Below are 18585 nucleotides of genomic sequence, written 5' to 3'. Positions count from 1 at the left end.
GGTCCCGCAATGACGCACCCGAGACTATTCAATCTGGAGAACACAATGACCGCACCGCAAGTCGCTACTTTCAAGCCTAAAAAATCCGTCGCCCTGTCCGGCGTCACCGCCGGCAATACGGCGCTGTGCTCGGTCGGCAAGACCGGCAACGATTTGCATTACCGCGGCTATGACATCCTGGACGTGGCCGACAGCTGCGAGTTCGAGGAAATCGCTTACCTGCTGGTGCACGGCAAGCTGCCGACGTCCGCCGAATTGAAAGGCTACAAGGCCAAGCTGAAATCCCTGCGCGGCCTGCCGTCCGCCGTCAAGCTGGCGCTGGAAGCCTTGCCCGCCGCTGCCCACCCGATGGACGTGATGCGCACGGGCGTCTCCGTGCTGGGCTGCACCCTGCCGGAAAAAGACGATCACAACGCGCCCGGCGCGCGTGACATCGCCGATCGCCTGATGGCGTCGTTCGGCTCCATGCTGCTGTATTGGTACCACTACAGCCATAACGGCAAGCGCATCGAAGTGGAAACGGACGACGATTCGATTGGTGGCCACTTCTTGCACCTGCTGCATGGCGAAAAACCGTCGGCGTCGTGGGAAAAAGCCATGCACACGTCGCTGATCCTGTACGCGGAACACGAATTCAACGCTTCGACCTTCACCAGCCGCGTGATCGCCGGCACGGGCTCGGACATCCACTCGGCCATCACGGGCGCCATCGGCGCGCTGCGCGGTCCGAAACACGGCGGCGCGAACGAAGTGGCGCTGGACATCCAGAAACGCTACGACAACGCCGATGAAGCGGAAGCGGACATCCGTGAGCGCGTGGCCAACAAGGAAGTGGTGATCGGCTTCGGCCACCCCGTCTACACGATTTCCGACCCGCGCAATAAAGTCATCAAGGAAGTGGCCCGCTCGCTGTCGCAGGAAGCCGGTTCCACCAAGATGTTCGACATCGCCGAGCGCCTGGAATCGGTCATGTGGGAAATCAAGAACATGTTCCCGAACCTGGACTGGTTCTCGGCCGTGTCGTACCACATGATGGGCGTGCCGACGGCGATGTTTACGCCGCTGTTCGTCATCTCGCGCACTTCGGGCTGGGCCGCCCACATCATCGAACAGCGCATCGATAACAAGATCATCCGCCCGAGCGCCAATTACGTGGGTCCGGAAGACCTGGAATTCGTGCCGATCAAGGACCGCAAATAATGGTCACGACTATGAACACCTTGCACCGCAAGCCCTTGCCGGGCACCCAGCTAGACTATTTCGACACGCGTGCTGCCGTCGATGCGATCCAGCCAGGGGCCTACGCCACCTTGCCCTATACCTCGCGCGTGCTGGCGGAAAACCTCGTGCGCCGCTGCGACCCTGCCACCCTGAACGCGTCGCTGAGCCAGTTCATCGAACGCCGCCGCGACCTCGATTTTCCGTGGTTCCCCGCCCGCGTTGTCTGCCATGACATCCTGGGCCAGACGGCCCTGGTCGACCTGGCCGGCCTGCGCGACGCCATCGCAGCCCAGGGCGGCGATCCGGCGCTGGTCAATCCTGTCGTGCCGACGCAGCTGGTAGTCGACCATTCGCTGGCCGTCGAATGCGGCGGTTTCGATCCCGACGCCTTCGCCAAGAACCGCGCCATCGAAGACCGCCGCAACGAAGACCGTTTCGACTTCATCGACTGGACCAAGAAAGCCTTTAAGAACGTCGACGTGATCCCTCCGGGCAACGGCATCCTGCACCAGATCAATCTCGAGCGCATGTCGCCCGTGATCCAGGTGCAAAATGGCGTGGCCTATCCCGACACCCTGGTGGGCACGGATTCGCATACGCCCATGGTCGATGCGCTGGGCGTGATCGCCATCGGCGTGGGCGGCCTGGAAGCGGAAAGCGTGATGCTGGGCCGCGCCTCGTGGATGCGCCTGCCCGACATCATCGGCGTCAAGCTGACGGGCAAGCCGCAGCCGGGCATTACGGCCACGGACACGGTGCTGGCGCTGACGGAATTTTTGCGCAAGCAGAAGGTCGTCTCGTCCTACCTGGAATTCTTTGGCGAGGGCGCTTCGCACCTGACCCTGGGCGACCGCGCCACGATCTCGAATATGGCGCCGGAATTTGGCGCCACGGCCGCCATGTTCTATATCGATGCGCAAACCATCAAGTATTTGAAATTGACGGGCCGCGACGACGAACTGGTGAAACTGGTGGAACTGTACGCAAAAGAGACTGGCTTGTGGGCCGACAGTCTGGTAGACGCGCAGTACGAGCGCGTCTTGAGCTTCGACCTGTCGTCCGTCGTGCGCAATATCGCGGGGCCGTCGAATCCGCACAACCGCGTGCCGACGTCGGAACTGGCTGCGCGGGGGATCTCCGGCGTGGTGGAAAATGAGCCGGGCAAGATGCCGGACGGCGCCGTCATCATCGCGGCCATCACCAGCTGCACCAACACGAACAATCCGCGCAACATGATCGCCGCCGGCCTGATCGCGCGCAATGCGAACCGCCTCGGCTTGACGCGCAAACCCTGGGTGAAATCGTCGCTGGCGCCCGGCTCGAAAACCGTGGAATTGTATCTGCAGGAAGCGGGCCTGATGCCGGAGCTCGAAACATTGGGCTTCGGCGTCGTGGCTTTCGCCTGCACCTCGTGCAATGGCATGTCGGGCGCGCTCGACCCGGTGATCCAGGAAGAAGTGGTGTCGCGCGACCTGTACGCCACGGCTGTCTTGTCGGGTAACCGCAACTTCGACGGCCGCATCCACCCGTACGCGAAACAGGCTTTCCTCGCCTCGCCGCCGCTGGTGGTGGCGTATGCGATTGCCGGCACCATCCGCTTCGATATCGAGAAGGATGTGCTGGGCATCGCCCCGGACGGAAAGCCGATTCTGCTCAAGGATATCTGGCCATCGGACGAGGAAATCGACGCCATCGTCGCATCCAGCGTCAAGCCGGAGCAGTTCCGCAAGGTGTACATTCCCATGTTCGCTGCGCAGGCGGACGACGGCATCAAGGTCAGCCCCCTGTACGACTGGCGTCCGCAGACGACGTATATCCGCCGTCCGCCGTACTGGGAAGGCGCGCTGGCTGGCGCGCGCCCCTTGAAAGGCATGCGTCCGCTGGCCGTCCTGGGCGACAACATCACCACCGACCATTTGTCGCCATCGAACGCCATCATGCTCGATAGCGCGGCCGGCGAATACCTGGCGAAGATGGGCTTGCCGGAGGAAGACTTCAATTCCTACGCCACGCACCGGGGCGACCATTTGACGGCGCAGCGCGCCACTTTTGCCAACCCGACCCTGAAAAACGAGATGGTGATCGAAGATGGCAAGGTGAAGGCCGGTTCGCTCACGCGCATCGAGCCGGAAGGCACCATCTCGCGCATGTGGGAAGCCATCGAGGTGTACATGGAGCGCAAGCAGCCATTGATCATCATCGCCGGCGCCGACTATGGCCAGGGCTCCTCGCGCGACTGGGCCGCCAAGGGCGTGCGCCTGGCCGGCGTGGAAGCCATCGTGGCCGAAGGCTTCGAGCGCATCCACCGCACCAACCTGGTGGGCATGGGCGTCTTGCCGCTGGAATTTTTGCCAGGCGTGAATCGCAAGACCCTGGGTCTCGATGGCAGCGAAACCTACGACGTCGTGGGCGAGCGCACGCCGCGCTCCACCCTGACCCTGCTCATCCACCGCAAGAGCGGCGAAACGCTCGAAGTGCCCGTCACCTGTCGCCTCGATACGGCGGAAGAGGTGTCGATTTACGAGGCCGGCGGCGTCTTGCAGCGCTTCGCGCAAGATTTCCTCGAGTCGTCCAAGGCAGCGTAAGCAGTTCGTCATCCACCGGGTGGCGCGCAGGCGCGCGCTGCCCGGCTTTTCAGGAAATCTCATGACCCACACCCCCCAAATCAAAATCCCCGCCACCTACATGCGTGGCGGCACCAGCAAGGGCGTGTTCTTCCGCCTGCAGGATTTGCCCGCCAGCGCGCAAGTGCCGGGCGCTGCGCGCGACGCTTTGCTGCTGCGCGTGATCGGCAGCCCCGACCCGTATGGCAAGCAGATCGACGGCATGGGCGGCGCCACCTCGAGCACCAGCAAGACGGTGATCCTGGCGGCAAGCGCCAAGCCTGAGCACGACGTTGACTACCTGTTCGGCCAGGTCTCCATCGACAAGCCGTTTGTCGACTGGAGCGGAAATTGCGGCAACCTGTCGGCCGCCGTCGGCTCGTTCGCCATTGCCAGCGGGCTGGTGGACGCCGCCCGCGTGCCTGCAAACGGCATCGCCACGGTGCGCATCTGGCAAGCCAATATCGGCAAAACCATCATCGCCCACGTGCCCATGACGAATGGCGAAGTACAGGAAACGGGCGACTTCGAGCTCGATGGCGTGACCTTCCCGGCCGCCGAAGTGAAACTGGAATTCCTCGATCCGGCCGCCGAGGAAGAGGGCGGCGGCGGTGCGATGTTTCCTACTGGGAACCTGGTCGATGACCTCGACGTGCCCGGCATCGGTACCTTGAAAGTCACGATGATCAATGCCGGCATCCCGACGATTTTTGTCGATGCGCATGCCATCGGCTACACGGGCACGGAACTGCAGGACGCCATCAATGGCGATCCGGTCGCGCTGGCCCGTTTCGAGACCATCCGCGCGCATGGCGCGCTGCGCATGGGTTTGATTTCCCACCTGGACGAAGCGGCGAAGCGCCAGCATACGCCGAAAGTGGCCTTTGTCGCCAAGTCGGCCGGCTATGTTTCGTCCAGCGGGAAAAAGGTGGACGCGGGCGATATCGACCTGCTGGTGCGCGCTCTGTCCATGGGCAAGCTGCACCACGCCATGATGGGTACGGCCGCTGTCGCCATCGGCACGGCGGCGGCCATTCCCGGCACTCTGGTCAACCTGGCGGCCGGCGGCGGTCACCGCAACGCCGTGCGCTTCGGCCACCCATCCGGCACCCTGATGGTGGGCGCGGAAGCGACGCTGGCCGATGGCGCATGGAGCGTCACCAAGGCCATCATGAGCCGCAGCGCGCGCGTGCTGATGGAAGGGCTTGTGCGCATTCCCGGCGACGCGTTTTAGGAAAAAATACGCAGGCGGATGGCACGCAGGCGATGCACACAAGCGGTGGCCAGGCCAGTTCGGCCAGGCCCCGATACAAGAATGCACGCATACTGGAGGAGACATGGATTTCGCAGCATTTTATCAACGCTCGATCGACACGCCTGACGTTTTTTGGCGCGAGGAAGCTGACAAGATCGATTGGCATACCGCCTTTTCGCAAGTGCTCGACTATTCGCACCCACCGTTCGCCAAATGGTTCGTCGGCGGCACCACCAATCTGTGCCACAACGCCGTTGACCGCTGGGTAGACAGCCAGGGCGATGCGGCCGCGCTGATCGCCATTTCCACTGAAACCAATACCGAACGCAGCTACAGCTTTCGCGAACTGCAGCGCGAAGTGGAACGCTGCGCCGCCATTTTGCTGTCGCTGGGCGTCGTCAAGGGCGACCGTGTATTGATCTACATGCCGATGATCGCCGAGGCGGCCTTCGCCATGCTCGCGTGTGCCCGCATCGGCGCCGTGCATTCCGTGGTGTTCGGCGGCTTTGCCGCCAACAGCCTGGCCAGCCGCATCGACGATGCGCAGCCCAAGCTGGTGTTTTCCGCCGATGCCGGTTCGCGCAATGGCAAGGCGATTGCCTACAAGCCGCTGCTCGACGAAGCCATCCGCATTGCCGCGCACAAGCCGCAGCAGGTGCTGCTGGTAGACCGCCATCTCGTGCCGATGGAACTGACGCCGGGCCGCGACGTCGATTACGCGACACTGCGCGAGCAGCACCTGGACGCGCAGGTGCCCGTCACCTGGCTCGAATCGAACGAGCCGTCGTATGTGCTGTACACCTCGGGCACGACGGGCAAACCGAAGGGCGTGCAGCGCGATGTGGGCGGCTATGCGGTGGCGCTGGCGTCGTCGATGCAGTACAACTTCTGCGGCAAGCCTGGCGAAACCTTCTTTGCCACTTCGGATATCGGCTGGGTGGTGGGTCATTCCTACATCGTGTATGGCCCGCTGATCGCCGGTATGGCCACCATCCTGTACGAGGGCTTGCCGGTTTGTCCCGATGCCGGCATCTGGTGGAGCATCGTTGAAAAATACAAGGTTACGCGCATGTTCTCTGCGCCGACGGCCATCCGCGTGCTGCGCAAGCACCCGGTGGAACTGATGCGCAAGCACGACCTGTCGTCACTGAAGGCGCTGTACCTGGCGGGCGAACCGCTCGATGAAACCACGTCGCAATGGATCGCCGACGAACTGAAAGTGGACATCATCGACAACTACTGGCAGACGGAGACGGGCTGGCCGATTCTCTCGGTGGCCAAGGGTGTTGCCGACACGCCGACGCGCCTGGGCAGCCCGGGCATGGCTATGTACGGCTACCAGGTCAAGCTGCTCAACGAAGCGACGGGCGAGGAGTGCGGTGCCAACGAGAAGGGTGTGCTGGTGCTGGAAGGCCCGCTGCCGCCGGGCTGCATGCAGACGGTGTACGGCGACGACGAGCGCTTCGTCGACACCTACTGGTCTACTTTCAGCGGCCGGCAAGTCTATTCCACGTTCGACTGGGGCATGCGCGATGCGGATGGCTATTACTTCATTCTGGGCCGCACCGATGACGTGATCAACGTGGCCGGCCACCGCCTGGGCACGCGCGAAATCGAGGAAAGCATCAGCAGCCATCCCAACGTGTCGGAAGTGGCCGTGGTGGGCGTGGAAGACAAGCTCAAAGGGCAGGTGGCGATGGCCTTCGTGATCCTGAAGGACCCGCGGGGTTTCGACAGCTTGGACGCGAAAGCGGTGCTCGAACGCGAAGTGATGGCCGTGGTCGACCGCCAGCTGGGCGCCGTGGCGCGGCCCGCGCGCGTGTTGTTCGTGCCGCAGTTGCCGAAGACGCGTTCGGGCAAGCTGCTGCGCCGTTCGATCCAGGCCATCTGCGAAGGACGCAGCCCGGGCGACCTGACGTCGATGGACGATCCGGCATCGCTGCAGCAGATCCAGGCAGCGCTGGCTTAAGCGCCATGACGAGAATGAAGTTTATCAATCGATAAACTTCATTCTCAAATGCGGTCGCTTTCCTTACGCACGACCCTGCCCACGATCAGGCATTCATTGCCGCGGCACAGTTTGCGGTGGTATTTGCGCTGGTCCGGGTTGTCCGACGTCAGCCACCATTCGCCGATATCGCGCGCCATGCGCTTGACCACCGGTTCGCCTTCGTAATTGATGGCAAACACGATGCCATCGGCCGGCCTGTTGTCGGCCGTATTGATGATCACCACGTCGTCCTCGTACAGGGCCGGCTCCATGCTCTCGCCCTTGACCTTGATCGCCACCAGTTTTTCAGGGTGGTAGCCATTGCGTTCGACCCAACTGCGCGGCACGCTGATGGTGCTGCCGTCGTGCGTTTCCGGTTCGATGGCAAAGCCCGTGATGCCGGCCGACAGGCGCAGTTTCACCTTGCGGATCGGGTAGAAGCGCTCATCCTCGCCATCTTCCACCACCACCGGCTGCACGCCGTTCAGCGCGCGTGCCGCCAGCGCCGCCTGGTCTGGCGCTGCGCCCTGGTCGAAGTACATGCTGTCCAGCTGCAGGTCCGCTTCCAGCTTGCGCGCGATCTTTTCGCTGAAGGCGCGTCCCTCGCGGTAGGTGGGCGAGAGGATTTGCGAGATGCGCGCCTCGCTCCAGCCGCTGACGTCGGAAATTTTCTTGCGCGTGTTGTCGTAGTGCTCGCGGATCAGGGCCAGCAGGCGGTCGCGTCTGTATTGATACATATTCATTTCCCCATTAAACCTGAAATTTACCGTTTGATAAATTACCAAATGCTTGACTTTAACATTAGCGATTGATAAAGTCCACTCGTTGCCTGTCGCAAACGCACTACAGCGTCTGCCGGTTGGCGACACCACGGGAGGTCAGGCAGATGTTGAACAGCAGTCAGTTGGTTGAAAGCAGGGCGGCGCCACGGCAGGGGCGCCAGTTACAGGGACGCAGCAAGAAGTCGCAGCTGCATATCGCCCGCATCGCGCAGTACATTCGCGAGCAGGGCCAGGCCAGCGCGGCGCAGTTGTCCGCTTTGCTGGGTCTCGATGCGGGCACCATGAGCCGCTATTTGCGCCACATGTGCGGCATGGGACAAATCCATTTGGCGCAGCGCCACTGCACCGAGCCGGGGCGCCAGCGGCCCGCCCTGTACGCGCTGGGCGAGCAAGATGACGAGGTCGACGGTTGGGCCGAACTTCCGCCGCAAGTACGCCGCACGGCCAGCTGGGCACGCGGCACGGCGCACCGCGATCCGCTGGTAGCTGCCCTGTTCGGCCCGGCGCAGGAAAACTAAGACAAGTATCAACGAGGAGAAATCATGGGATTTGCAGAAAAATACATCGCATCGCTGTCGTCGCGGAATTTGCGCGACGATGCCGTCCACCACGACCAGGACGTGATCGCGGCGGCGGCGCTGGCTGGCGACATGGGCGCCTTGCTGTGCCGCGTCAAGTACGCGGATGGCACCGTCAGCCGCCTGTTCGAAGGCAATGCGGGCAACCTGGCGCAACTGCTGCGCGCCTGGACGGCGGCCGTGACGCAGAAGGGCCGCGCGCGGCGCTGGGTCAAGGCGCATACGGCCTGGGATGCGCAGGCAGCCAATACCTTGTACCGCCGCGTGGCCGAAGCGTCGCTCGCGCATTGGCTCGACAGCAAATGCAAGGTCTGCCACGGCACGGGCGTCGTCGCTGCCATGCAGGCCGGTGCGCCTGTTGTGTGCCAGGCTTGCCACGGTGCCGGCGAAGCGGCCATCAGCTGCTCCGGCGGCTTCGAGCTCGAACGCATCAAGGACATGGTCAGCGAACTGGAAGGCATCTTCCAGTCGCACGGCGCCCGCGCCATGCGCCGCCTTGGTCACTAACAAATTTTTTGCAATATGCCTGGCACTGAAAAAAACGCCCCTACAATAGAGTCTCGATCACGCAGCAACAGCAACATCGGCAACATAGCAGTACCGCAGGACCACATGCTTCTCCACTCGTAATAGACGCGCTCAAGGCGCGACACCGATAGGGGAAATCAGCGCAGCGAACGGCTTTCTTGGCCCCTTCGCCCAACTTCCGTCCGGCATGGCCCCGTGCCATCCGGACGCCCGCCCGCCGCCTCACCGTGCGCGGGTTTTTCATTTGTCTTCCTGATTATTCGCAGTTCCTTCCCCAAGACCGCCCCTGGCGGTCTTTTTTTATCCCACGAAAGGTTTTACAACTATGGCATCGACAGCAAACGGCATCGACAGCTTGATCGTTATCAGCAAACAAAGCGCAGAAGGCAGCAAGGCCGCCGCCGGCGCCGGCCAGATTTACCCCCGCGTCACGGCCACTTTCGACACGGAAGCGGACAAATACGCGAGCGCTGAAATCGACGCCAGCCAGCAGCAGGGCGATACCCGCCTGGGCAACTTCCGCACCACGGGCGCCATCAAGGCTGAAGCGGCGTGCGGCACGTATGCACCGTTGATGGCTGCGCTGCTGCGCCGCGACTTCACGGCAGGCGGCGTGGCTGCCGCGCAAACCACCATCGCGGCGGCCGCCTCCGGCCTGACGCGCAGCGCCGGCTCCTGGCTGGCGGAAGGTTTCCGCGCCGGCAGCGTGGTGCGCATCACCGGCATGACGGCGCCTGCCGCGGCCAACAACGCGAAGAACTTCTTCGTCACGTCGGTGACGGCCACCAACCTGAATGGCCAGTTCATGGACGGCTCGGCCATGATCGTCAAGGCGGCAGGCGACTCGGTCGGTGTGGCCGCGGTGGGCAAGCGCAGTTTCACCCCGTTGACGGGCCATACCACCGACTGGTTCACAGCCGAAGTGCAGGACCCGAAGATCGGCGTGCACCGCAGCTTCGTCGACCAGCTGGTCAGCAAGATGGATATCGCCGTGCAGCCGAACGGTATCACGAGCCTGGACTTCACCCTGATGGGCAAGGCGGAAGGCCCGACCACGGCCGTGCCGTACTTCCCCGCGCCGCTGGCCGCGCCGGGCTCCGGCAAGTTTTCAGGCGCCACGGCAATGCTGTCCGTGAACGGCATCCCGTCGCAGATCTGCACCGGCATGTCCGTCTCGCTCGACGGCCAGGTCAAGGTCGATCCGGTGATCGGCTCGAAGTATGCCACGGCCGCCTCGCGCGGCAAGGTGATGGGCTCGGGGCAGTTCACGGTGCTGCTGCAGGACGCCACCTACCTCGATTATTTCAAGTCCGAGACGGAAGTCCCGCTGGCCTACGCCATGGCGTCGGGCACGGCGCCGACCGCCGACGTGCTGGCGCTGGCCATGGGCCGCATCAAGATCACCTCGGCCAAGATCGACGACGGCGAGAAAAACAAGATCGTCACCTGCGCCTTCGACGTCCTGCGCTACAAGGGCAGCGACGCGCAGCACGAAGCGACCACCTTGAGCATCCAGGACAGCGTGCTGTAAGCGGCTAGCACCTGCACCGGGGCCGCCTGATGGCGGCCTTTTCATATTTTTTCACATCATCCAGAAAGCAGCACACATGAACAACGCGCAAAAAATCCAGGCAGGTTTCGACATCGGCAATATCCATGCGGCCGCCACTCCCGCCACGTTTGACGTGCCCGTCATCTTCGACGCGGATGGCGAAGCGGTGGCCGGCCTGACCATCGTCGGCAAGAACAGCGAGCAATACCGCCTGGCCAACAACGCCGTGCGCGCCGAAGGCTACAAGAAATCGGCGCGCCGCAAGACGGCCATCGACGCCTCCACCGACGAAGGCGCGGAACTGCTGGTGCAAGCCATTGACGGTAACCAGAAACGCCTGGCGCTGGCCGTCGTCACGGGCTGGTACGGCTTCACCAGCAACGGCGCGCCCGTGCCGCTCGATCCGGCGCTGCTGGAAGCGGCCTTTGAAAAATACCCGACCTGGCAGGAAAAGGTCACCACGGCGCTGGAAAACGAGTCGAATTTTTTGAAACTCTGACGGCCAGCCTGCTGCGCTACGCCGGGCACCAGTTCGAGCGCGGGGCGCGGGCGGCCGATGGCCATGCCAAGGGCGAGCATATCGATGCCGCCCGGCGCCATCCCCTATACCGCGCGCCGCCCGAAGAGGCGGTACCACCCATGCCGTTCGAGCTGGCCCACGTGTGGGAATGGTTCGCGCAATTGAACCGCAAGCGGCAGAACGGCATGGCCGTCAATCCCATCGCCAGCACGGAAATCCTTGCCTGGCAGGCGCGCCACGCCATCGCCATCGAGCCGTTCGAGCACCAGTTGCTGGACCAGCTAGACGCGCTGTTCCTGTCGCACCAGCATGCGGCGGGCTGACCCGCATTTTCCAACCCGGCCGCCATGCGCGGCCTTTTTTATGGGCCAACCATGCCAGAGATAACTGAGTTAAAGATTGCCGTCAATGCGGCAGAGATAAAGGCGGGGACGCAGGCAGTGAATGACCTGGCGGCCGCCAGTAAACAGACAGGCGATCAAGCCGAGGAGGCCAGTACCAAGTTTCGCAACTTTGAACCACGGGTGCGCGCGCAGGCCGAAGCGGCACGCGCCGCGGCAGACGCGTCCAAAGTACTTGGTGACGAAAGCAGCGCCGCTGCGGATGCCATGTTCAAGGGTATGACCGCAGTCGACGGCTTTGCCAAAGCTTCGGCCAAGATTGGCGAAGGCGGCTTGAACGCCGACATCGGGCAGATCAAGGATGGCCTGGGTGAGATGGCCAATGCCACCGGATTGACAGAGCTGGCCATGAAGCGCCTGGGCGCGGGGCCGCTGCTGGCGCTGCAGATGGCGGCTGACGTCGCGGCGTTCGTGGCCGAGGCCTTCGTGCAGGGCCAGCTGGAATCGGACAAGTTTTCCCGTGCCCTGGAACTGACCGGGAATGCCGCCGGCATTACGGAAGGCCAGTTCAACACCATGGTGGCGTCGGTCTCTGATGCAAGTCAAGGCGGCCTGGGCGATACCCGCGTGGTCTTGCAGACCTTGGTGGAAACGGGCCAGTTCACCAGCGAAGCGCTCAATTCCGTGGGTGCGGCCGCCGTCACCATGGCGCAAATGAATGGCCAGTCGGCCGGTGCCGTGGCGGCTGACTTCGCGACGATGGCCGACGGCGTCACCAACTGGGTCGACACGCATGATAAAAATTACAATATCCTGACAGGTGCCCAGTATGCGCATATCGCCGCCCTGGAAAAGGAAGGCAAGACGCAAGAGGCCATGGTCATGGCGAGTGACTTGATCAATGCAGGCCTGCAAAAACGCGCTGAAAAGCTCAGCATGATTGGCACCTTGCTGCAAGGTAGCAAGAATCTCTGGTCCAGCTTCATGGATGGCATGCGTTCCATCGGACGCGAAGAGACGCCGGAAGACGAAATTGAAAAAATAAAGAAACGCACGGCCGACGTGCGCCGCACTGGCCAGTTGGTTCCCGGCACGCACCCGGCGGCGCGCCTGACAGGCGCCCAGATGGAACAGTTTGAGCAGGAGCAGGCCAAGGCGTTGGCAGTAGCGACGAACAAGCAGACGCAGCTGGAAGCTAAGGTGAAGGCTGACCAGGCGGAATCGAAACGTAATGCCGAGGGCAAGCAGGCGGTCAAGGAGCTGGACGAGTTGCAGAAGCGCTATGTCACCAGGGCGCAGCGCGAAACGGCGGAAATCAAACAGCTTGAGGAGACCCTGGCCAATGCCAGGGCCGCCGGTGTTCCCTTCTCTCCCGAAAAGGAGAAAGAGCTGCGGCAGAACATGCGAGCCTCGTTTGCGGCACCTTCCCGGACTGCCGCACCTGCCAGGACTGCAGCACCTCCAGAGGCAGGTTCCGATCCCCGCGACGCCGTGCTGGCAGGTGAGTTGCAATCGATTCAAAGCGCGTTGCGCATCAAGACCGAAGGTTATGACCAGCAGGCCAAGCTTGACGAAGCGCGCCGCAAGGGCGGCGCCTTGAGCGAGGATGAGTTTTTTGCGAGCCGCCGCGTGGCGATCCGCGCGCGCGGAGATGCAGAGGTGGCGGCCTACCAGCAGCAAGCCGACGTATTGAAAGGTTTTCAGGCGAAAACGGCGCAGGGACGTCAGGAAAACGTCAACAAGATCGCCGAAGCGGGCGCTGCACAACTGCGCGTACAGCAGCAGGTCAATGCCGATCTGGCGCAACTGGAAGAAACGGCGCGCCAGGAGAAGGAAGCGGCAGCGAAGAAGCGCGAAGATGAGGCCAAGGCAAAAGAGAGCAAAGATCGTGCCGATGCCAAGGCGGCGGATGAAAAAGCGTGGAAAGACACGGTCGATGGCGCCAAGGCCATGGGCGACGCGCTGGAAAAGGCCTTCGGCAAGGCAGGTGCGGCGGTTGGCAAGATGGGTGCGGTTTTTGCCGATTATCAGAAGGCCCAGCGTGACATTCAACGCACCCTGAGCGAAGGGCTCAAGGATGCCGGCAACGACGAACCCAAAAAAGACGCTGCGCAAGCAAAGGCCCGCGAGGATGGCGCGCAGGCGCAGATCAAGGGCTACCGCGACATGGCTGGTGCCGCCAAGGGCTTCTTCAAGGAAAACAGCACCGGTTACAAGTTGATGGAAGGGGCCGAAAAAGCGTTTCGTGCGGTGGAAATGGCCGGCCAACTGCAAAAATTGGCCACCAGCCTGTTTGTATCGGGCTCGTCTGCCGCGGGCGTGGTCGTCGGGCAGGCGACAGAGACGGGTGCCGTGATGGCCGGCCAGAGCGCACAGAATGCGGCCAAGGTACCCGGCGTGTTCATGTCTTTCATGAGCTCCATGGGGCCGTGGGGTTATGCGGCAGCGGCAGCGGCGATTGCCGCCGTGCTTGGCGGCGCCTTCAGCGGCGGCGGTGGTGGTATCGACACGACGGCCAAGGATCGCCAGGCCGCCAACGGCACCGGCACGGTGCTCGGTGATTCATCCGCGAAATCGGAGTCGATCGCCAAGAGCCTGGAAATCATGGAGAAAAACTCCGGCCTGGGCCTGGCGTATTCCTCGTCGATGGTGCTCTCGCTCAAGCAGATCGTCTCGGGAATCGGTAGCCTGGGCAGCTTGCTGGTGCGCTCGGACATCCTGACGTCCGCGCTGGGAACCAAAGGCAGTTCCAGCGGCGGCTTCATCGGGAATGTCGTCAGCAGCATTTTTGGCGGCAAGACCACGGTGCAGGATGTGGGGATAGTCACCAACTCGTCGAGCTTGGGCGACCTTGATACTAAGCGCTTCAACGTGAATTCCTATGTCGATATCAAGAAGTCCGGCGGCTGGTTTTCCAGCGACAAAAAGTCCACGAACCTCACTGCCATGGGACCGGAAACGAATGACCAGTTTACGAAAATTGTTCTTGGCCTGCGCACGAGCATCGTGGCCGCAGCCGATTCCCTGGGCATGGGCGGCGATGCCTTCACGGCGCGCTTGAACTCCTTCGTCGTCAGCCTGGGCAAGATCAGCCTGAAGGACTTGAAGGGCGAGGAAGTTCAAAAGGCCCTGGAAGCGGCTTTTTCGAAGTTGGGCGACGACATGGCGAAGTTCGGAGTGGGAGGCTTGGAAAAATACCAGGCCGTGGGCGAGGGCTATCTGGAAACATTGGCGCGTGTGGCCAACAACTACATGCAGGTGTCGGATGTGCTGGCCGTGTTGGGAAAGTCGTTCAACACGTCAGGCCTTTCCGCGGTGGCGCTAAGCGAAAGCCTGATTCAAGCGGCGGGCGACCTCGATACCCTGACCAGTGGCACCAGCTTCTTCGTGCAGAATTTCTTGAGCGAGGCCGAGCAGATGGACCCGGTCACCAAGTCGGTGCGTAGTGCCATGGCGGCGATGGGACAGTCCGGCGTGACGACGAGCGAGCAATTCAAGGCGCTGGTGTTGGCGCAGGACTTGAACACGGTCGCCGGCCAGAACATGTATGTGCAACTGCTTGCCATTGCCGAACCGTTCAAAAAAGCCGCCGATTATGCGGCCGACCTGGCCGCCACTACGGACGAACTGGCGGCAGTGAGCAAGACGGCAAGCGACATCGCCAGCGAACGCAAGGATATGCAGCAGCAGTTGAACGAACTGACGAAGACTGAAGCGCAGTTGCTGGCTGCTCAACGCAGCAGCGTCGCCGAAGTCAATCGGGGATTGTTCGACCAGATCCAGGCCGTCAAGGCGGTGACCAGCGCGAAGGATGCGCTGGCCAAGGCCTACGAGACGGAGTCGGCAGCGGCCAAGTCGGCGCTGGAGAAGTCGAAATCGTGGGTGACGACCTTGAACGGACTCAATTCCAGCATGGCGTTGGGCGCCCAGTCGACGCTGACGCCGGAGCAGAAATATGCGGAAGCGCGCGCCCAGTTCGAGAAGACGCTGGCGGCCGCCAATGCGGGCGACGCAACGGCACAATCGGGGCTGTCTGCCGCCGAACAGGCGTTTTTGACTGCATCGCAAGTGGTCAACGCCTCCGATGCCCGTTATGCGGCGGATTATGCCCGCGTGGTGGAAGCGAACAAGGAAGCGTTGAAGTGGGCGGCCGCACAGGTCGATGTGCAGCAGGCCAGTCTGGACGCGCTCAATGCCCAGGTATCGGGCTTGATCACGATTAATGACAGCGTGCTGACGGTGGCGCAGGCCATTGCCGGTCTGCGGGCGGCGATGGGCGGTGCGGCGGACCTGGGTGTGCAGTTCAGTAATCCCCCCGTGGTTGCCGCGCTTGCCGCGATGACTTCGCCCGTTACAGCGGCCGTCTTTGACCCCGTGCGCTACTCGTCGGCGGCGAACGTGGGCTCCGACGTCCTAGTGGCCGAAATCCGCGGCCTGCGCGAGGACAACCAGGCCATGCGCGTAGAACTGGAAGGCTTGCGCGCCGATCAGCGGGCGCAAACGGGTGCCACCATCCAGGCCACCTTTGAATCGAACGCCAACGCCGCCAGGACGGTGGTCGATGGCGTGGATAAATCGTCCAGGGCATCCGCCTGGGCCAATGCAGTGAAAGGAGAATATGCATGACCGATGCGCAATTTCAGGATTGGCTGCAAAGCCCGTCGGCCATCCGCATGGTGCTGATCGAGGCGCAGGTGAATGTGGCTGGCAGCGAGGTGACGCGGTATATCGCTTCGCGGCCCTACGTTACCGGGCCGGCTGAGGTGCCGGCGAATACCACATACCAGCCGCTGGCCAAGGGCGGCCTGGCCTTCACGGAACAGGTCAGCCTGTCCGGCGAGGCGGGGCTGTCGGGCGGCGATATCGAGCTCGATAACGCCGATGGCGCGCTTGATGGCTGGCTGGACGATGTCTGGATGAACCGGCCGATCAAGGCCTGGGCCGGCGATCCCTCCTGGCCGCGTGCCGATTTCCAGCTGGTCTTCGACGGCATCATCGCCGACGTGGCTAGTCCAGGACGCGAGTCGGTGAACCTGGTACTGCGCGACAAGCTGCAGCGCCTGAATACGCCGATCTCCGAAGCCAAGCTGGGTGGCACGACGCCCAACAAGGACGCCATCTTGCCGATTCCCTTCGGCGAGTGCCACAACGTGGCGCCCTTGCTGACCAATCCCGCCACCCTGGAATACGGGTTTTTCGGCGCGGTCGAATCGACGTTCGAGGTGCGCACCAACGGCAAGCCGATCGCCGTGGCCTTGAATGACCAGGCGGGCCGCTTCAACCTGACCACCGATCCGTTTTCCACCACGATCACGGCCAGCGTGCAGGGAGACAACGGTGCCGGCTATGCACCGCGCATCGCGCTGATGGTGCGGCGCATAGCCACCGCCTACGGCAAGGCGGCCGACCGTTTTACAACGGCGGACCTGGACCTGCCCAACCTGTCCGCCTTCGCTGCGGCCCACCCGCAGACCATGGGACTGTACATCGCGGACCGTACGAACCAGGCGCAGGCCATCCAGCAACTGGCGGCCAGCGTGGGCGCACAGGCGGTCATGTCGCGCACCGGCAAGCTGCGCCTGGTGAAGATCGCGCTGCCTGCCGCCGGCGTGCCGGTGGCGATCGGTCCTGAGCAGATGCGCGAGCGCTCCTTGCGTCCGGCGCAGCGGCTGCCCGTGGTGGCTGCCGTGAAGATCGGCTTCGACCGGAACTACACGCTGCAGGCTGGCCTGACGACCAGCATTCCGCCCGCGCATGCGGATTTGTACGCCACTGAATGGCTGACCGAGACGGTGGTCGACGAGGCGGTACGCACGCGTTACCGCCTGTCCGCCGATCCGCTGCAAATTGATACCTGCCTGAAGACGCGGGCAGACGCCCGTGCGGAAGCGCTGCGGCGTCTGGACTTGAACAAGGTGCCGCGCACCATTTATGAATTCGATGGAGAACCCGAGATGATGATGCTGGAACTGGGGCAGCCCGTAACCCTGCGCGCTGAGCGCTTTGGCTTGCAGGATGGCGTGCCGGGCGTGGTGGTGATGCTGTCGCGTTTCTGGCTGACGGGCAGAGTGACGGTGGGAGTGCTGGCATGAGCGCGATTGTGGGGGAACGCGACAAGCTGATCATGAATACCGTGCCGCGCTTCGCGCCGGCCAACGATCGAGTGCTGCTGCTGGCCGCCACAGCGCAGGCGTTCAAGGTGGCCGCCACGACAATTGCGGCTCCTGCCAGCATCGACTTTACTGCAGGCCTCGTGAACATGCAGGGTCAGGTGGCTTTCACCGCCAGCAATGCCAGCGTGCTGAAACGTGTCGGCAACGTGGCTAGCTTGGCGTATACCGGCATGGTAGGCGACAGCGTGACGGTCACGGCCACGATCGTGGTCGACGGCCTGACCTACACGGCCAGCCAGACGGTCAGCAAGATTTTCGACGGCGTTACGGGCAATTCGGCGCGCGTCAGCTACAGCAAAACCAATCTGCTGTCCCTGGGCAGCACGCCGGCCACGCTCAGCACGGAGGGTGCCACATCGTATCCGCCGATTGATACCTGGGGCGCAGGCACCGTGTGGGAGGGTTCGCCGCAGCTGTTTGGCGCAGGTGAATCGCTATACCGTTCGGATGGTATTTTCAATCCGGCCAGCGGCACGACCAAGTGGGCGGCGCCGTATCTGAATGCACTCAAGGTGGGACAGTTGAGCGCAATCAGTGCCGACCTTGGCAAAGTCACGGCAGGAGACATTTATAGCGCGACGATACATGGCGGGTCGGGCTATCCGCACAGCACGTACACGTGGCCAACGAACGGGCAGGGCGGCTTCCACCTCAGCGCTGCAGGCTTGCGGCTTGGAAATACTGCAACTGGCGGTTACTTCCGGATCGATTCTAACGGTGACGTGTTCGCTCCTGGCCTCAGCATTTCTCAAGGCAATGCAAAGTTTAGCGGCGAGCTGGTGGCTGCCAATGGGTCGTTTAAAGGCGCGCTGGTGGCTGCTACCGGAACCTTTGGTCTGATTCGCAGCGCAACGAGCGGCCAGCGGACTGAATACGACAGTAACGGTATCCGTATTTATAACGCAGCAGGCGATTTAATTGTCAGATTGGGAGTGTGGTGACATGCCCTGTGGATTGCAGCCATGGAATGCGGCGGATGGCCTGCGCACTGAAATGGACGGCATTGACATACGGGTGCGCGAAGCATCTGGCGAATTGAACG

13 protein-coding genes are annotated in these 18585 nt (G+C 62.7%); 12 read left to right on the top strand and 1 reads right to left on the bottom strand.

Annotation, left to right across the window (positions count from 1 at the left end; all coding sequences use genetic code 11):
* Window positions 1–45: 45 nt before the first annotated feature.
* The 4 genes from prpC (at window position 46) to ACQ4WY_RS03935 (ending at window position 7048) form a co-directional block, all read left to right on the top strand.
* Window positions 46–1200: a bifunctional 2-methylcitrate synthase/citrate synthase gene (prpC, locus tag ACQ4WY_RS03950; protein WP_353656572.1), complete on the top strand. Its 1155-nt coding sequence runs from the start codon at window positions 46–48 to the stop codon at window positions 1198–1200.
* An 11-nt stretch (window positions 1201–1211) separates the two neighbouring features.
* Window positions 1212–3806, top strand: coding sequence for a Fe/S-dependent 2-methylisocitrate dehydratase AcnD (gene acnD / locus ACQ4WY_RS03945; protein ID WP_436504387.1), 2595 nt, complete (start codon window positions 1212–1214; stop codon window positions 3804–3806).
* Window positions 3807–3867: 61 nt separating this feature from the next.
* Window positions 3868–5058 carry a 2-methylaconitate cis-trans isomerase PrpF gene (gene prpF, locus ACQ4WY_RS03940; protein ID WP_436502918.1) on the top strand — a complete coding sequence of 397 codons (1191 nt, stop codon included), beginning with the start codon at window positions 3868–3870 and terminating at the stop codon, window positions 5056–5058.
* A 103-nt stretch (window positions 5059–5161) separates the two neighbouring features.
* Window positions 5162–7048: a propionate--CoA ligase gene (locus tag ACQ4WY_RS03935; RefSeq protein ID WP_436502917.1), complete on the top strand. Its 1887-nt coding sequence runs from the start codon at window positions 5162–5164 to the stop codon at window positions 7046–7048.
* A 44-nt stretch (window positions 7049–7092) separates the two neighbouring features.
* On the opposite strand, the gene ACQ4WY_RS03930 is transcribed toward ACQ4WY_RS03935, so the two are convergent.
* On the bottom strand, window positions 7093–7806 hold the full coding sequence (locus ACQ4WY_RS03930) for a S24 family peptidase (RefSeq protein WP_353656575.1): 714 nt from the start codon (window positions 7804–7806) through the stop codon (window positions 7093–7095).
* A gap of 149 nt (window positions 7807–7955) precedes the next feature.
* Here ACQ4WY_RS03930 and ACQ4WY_RS03925 point away from each other — a divergent pair, with 149 nt between their 5' ends.
* From ACQ4WY_RS03925 to ACQ4WY_RS03890, 8 genes are all read left to right on the top strand, one after another.
* Window positions 7956–8369, top strand: a complete 414-nt coding sequence (locus ACQ4WY_RS03925; protein WP_353656576.1) for a FeoC-like transcriptional regulator — start codon at window positions 7956–7958, stop codon at window positions 8367–8369.
* Window positions 8370–8393: 24 nt separating this feature from the next.
* Entirely contained in the window at window positions 8394–8936 is a 543-nt protein-coding gene (locus ACQ4WY_RS03920) for a hypothetical protein (RefSeq protein ID WP_436502916.1), read from the top strand.
* Window positions 8937–9282: 346 nt separating this feature from the next.
* Complete coding sequence (locus ACQ4WY_RS03915) at window positions 9283–10488, top strand: phage tail tube protein (protein ID WP_436502915.1); 1206 nt, start codon at window positions 9283–9285, stop codon at window positions 10486–10488.
* A 76-nt stretch (window positions 10489–10564) separates the two neighbouring features.
* Window positions 10565–11008: a hypothetical protein gene (locus tag ACQ4WY_RS03910; RefSeq protein WP_436502914.1), complete on the top strand. Its 444-nt coding sequence runs from the start codon at window positions 10565–10567 to the stop codon at window positions 11006–11008.
* Window positions 10942–11352: a phage tail assembly chaperone gene (locus tag ACQ4WY_RS03905; RefSeq protein WP_436504386.1), complete on the top strand. Its 411-nt coding sequence runs from the start codon at window positions 10942–10944 to the stop codon at window positions 11350–11352. The genes ACQ4WY_RS03910 and ACQ4WY_RS03905 overlap by 67 nt, the downstream gene beginning before the upstream one ends.
* A 51-nt stretch (window positions 11353–11403) precedes the next feature.
* A complete protein-coding gene (locus ACQ4WY_RS03900) occupies window positions 11404–15996 on the top strand; it encodes a phage tail length tape measure family protein (RefSeq protein ID WP_436502913.1) in 4593 nt (1530 codons plus the stop codon).
* Complete coding sequence (locus ACQ4WY_RS03895; RefSeq protein ID WP_436502912.1) at window positions 15993–17462, top strand: hypothetical protein; 1470 nt, start codon at window positions 15993–15995, stop codon at window positions 17460–17462. The genes ACQ4WY_RS03900 and ACQ4WY_RS03895 overlap by 4 nt, the downstream gene beginning before the upstream one ends.
* Entirely contained in the window at window positions 17459–18484 is a 1026-nt protein-coding gene (locus ACQ4WY_RS03890) for a hypothetical protein (RefSeq protein WP_436502911.1), read from the top strand. The genes ACQ4WY_RS03895 and ACQ4WY_RS03890 overlap by 4 nt, the downstream gene beginning before the upstream one ends.
* The last annotated feature ends 101 nt before the right edge of the window (window positions 18485–18585 follow it).

Origin of the sequence: Janthinobacterium salmonicoloratum, from assembly GCF_051380845.1 — a bacterium.
Classification (GTDB): Bacteria; Pseudomonadota; Gammaproteobacteria; order Burkholderiales; family Burkholderiaceae_D; genus Janthinobacterium; species Janthinobacterium lividum_F.
The sequence above is the reverse complement of the archived record's forward strand: the minus strand, read 5'-3'. Positions and strand labels throughout refer to the sequence as shown.

Excerpts from the sequence above, each read along its gene's own strand:
- acnD (WP_436504387.1), top strand. The coding sequence starts at position 1,212 with ATGAACACCTTGCACCGCAAGCCCTTGCCGGGCACCCAGCTAGACTAT.
- ACQ4WY_RS03900 (WP_436502913.1), top strand. The coding sequence starts at position 11,404 with ATGCCAGAGATAACTGAGTTAAAGATTGCCGTCAATGCGGCAGAGATA.
- ACQ4WY_RS03920 (WP_436502916.1), top strand. The coding sequence starts at position 8,394 with ATGGGATTTGCAGAAAAATACATCGCATCGCTGTCGTCGCGGAATTTG.
- ACQ4WY_RS03935 (WP_436502917.1), top strand. The coding sequence starts at position 5,162 with ATGGATTTCGCAGCATTTTATCAACGCTCGATCGACACGCCTGACGTT.
- ACQ4WY_RS03910 (WP_436502914.1), top strand. The coding sequence starts at position 10,565 with ATGAACAACGCGCAAAAAATCCAGGCAGGTTTCGACATCGGCAATATC.
- prpF (WP_436502918.1), top strand. The coding sequence starts at position 3,868 with ATGACCCACACCCCCCAAATCAAAATCCCCGCCACCTACATGCGTGGC.
- prpC (WP_353656572.1), top strand. The coding sequence starts at position 46 with ATGACCGCACCGCAAGTCGCTACTTTCAAGCCTAAAAAATCCGTCGCC.
- ACQ4WY_RS03895 (WP_436502912.1), top strand. The coding sequence starts at position 15,993 with ATGACCGATGCGCAATTTCAGGATTGGCTGCAAAGCCCGTCGGCCATC.
- ACQ4WY_RS03925 (WP_353656576.1), top strand. The coding sequence starts at position 7,956 with ATGTTGAACAGCAGTCAGTTGGTTGAAAGCAGGGCGGCGCCACGGCAG.
- ACQ4WY_RS03890 (WP_436502911.1), top strand. The coding sequence starts at position 17,459 with ATGAGCGCGATTGTGGGGGAACGCGACAAGCTGATCATGAATACCGTG.
- ACQ4WY_RS03915 (WP_436502915.1), top strand. The coding sequence starts at position 9,283 with ATGGCATCGACAGCAAACGGCATCGACAGCTTGATCGTTATCAGCAAA.
- ACQ4WY_RS03930 (WP_353656575.1), bottom strand. The coding sequence starts at position 7,806 with ATGTATCAATACAGACGCGACCGCCTGCTGGCCCTGATCCGCGAGCAC.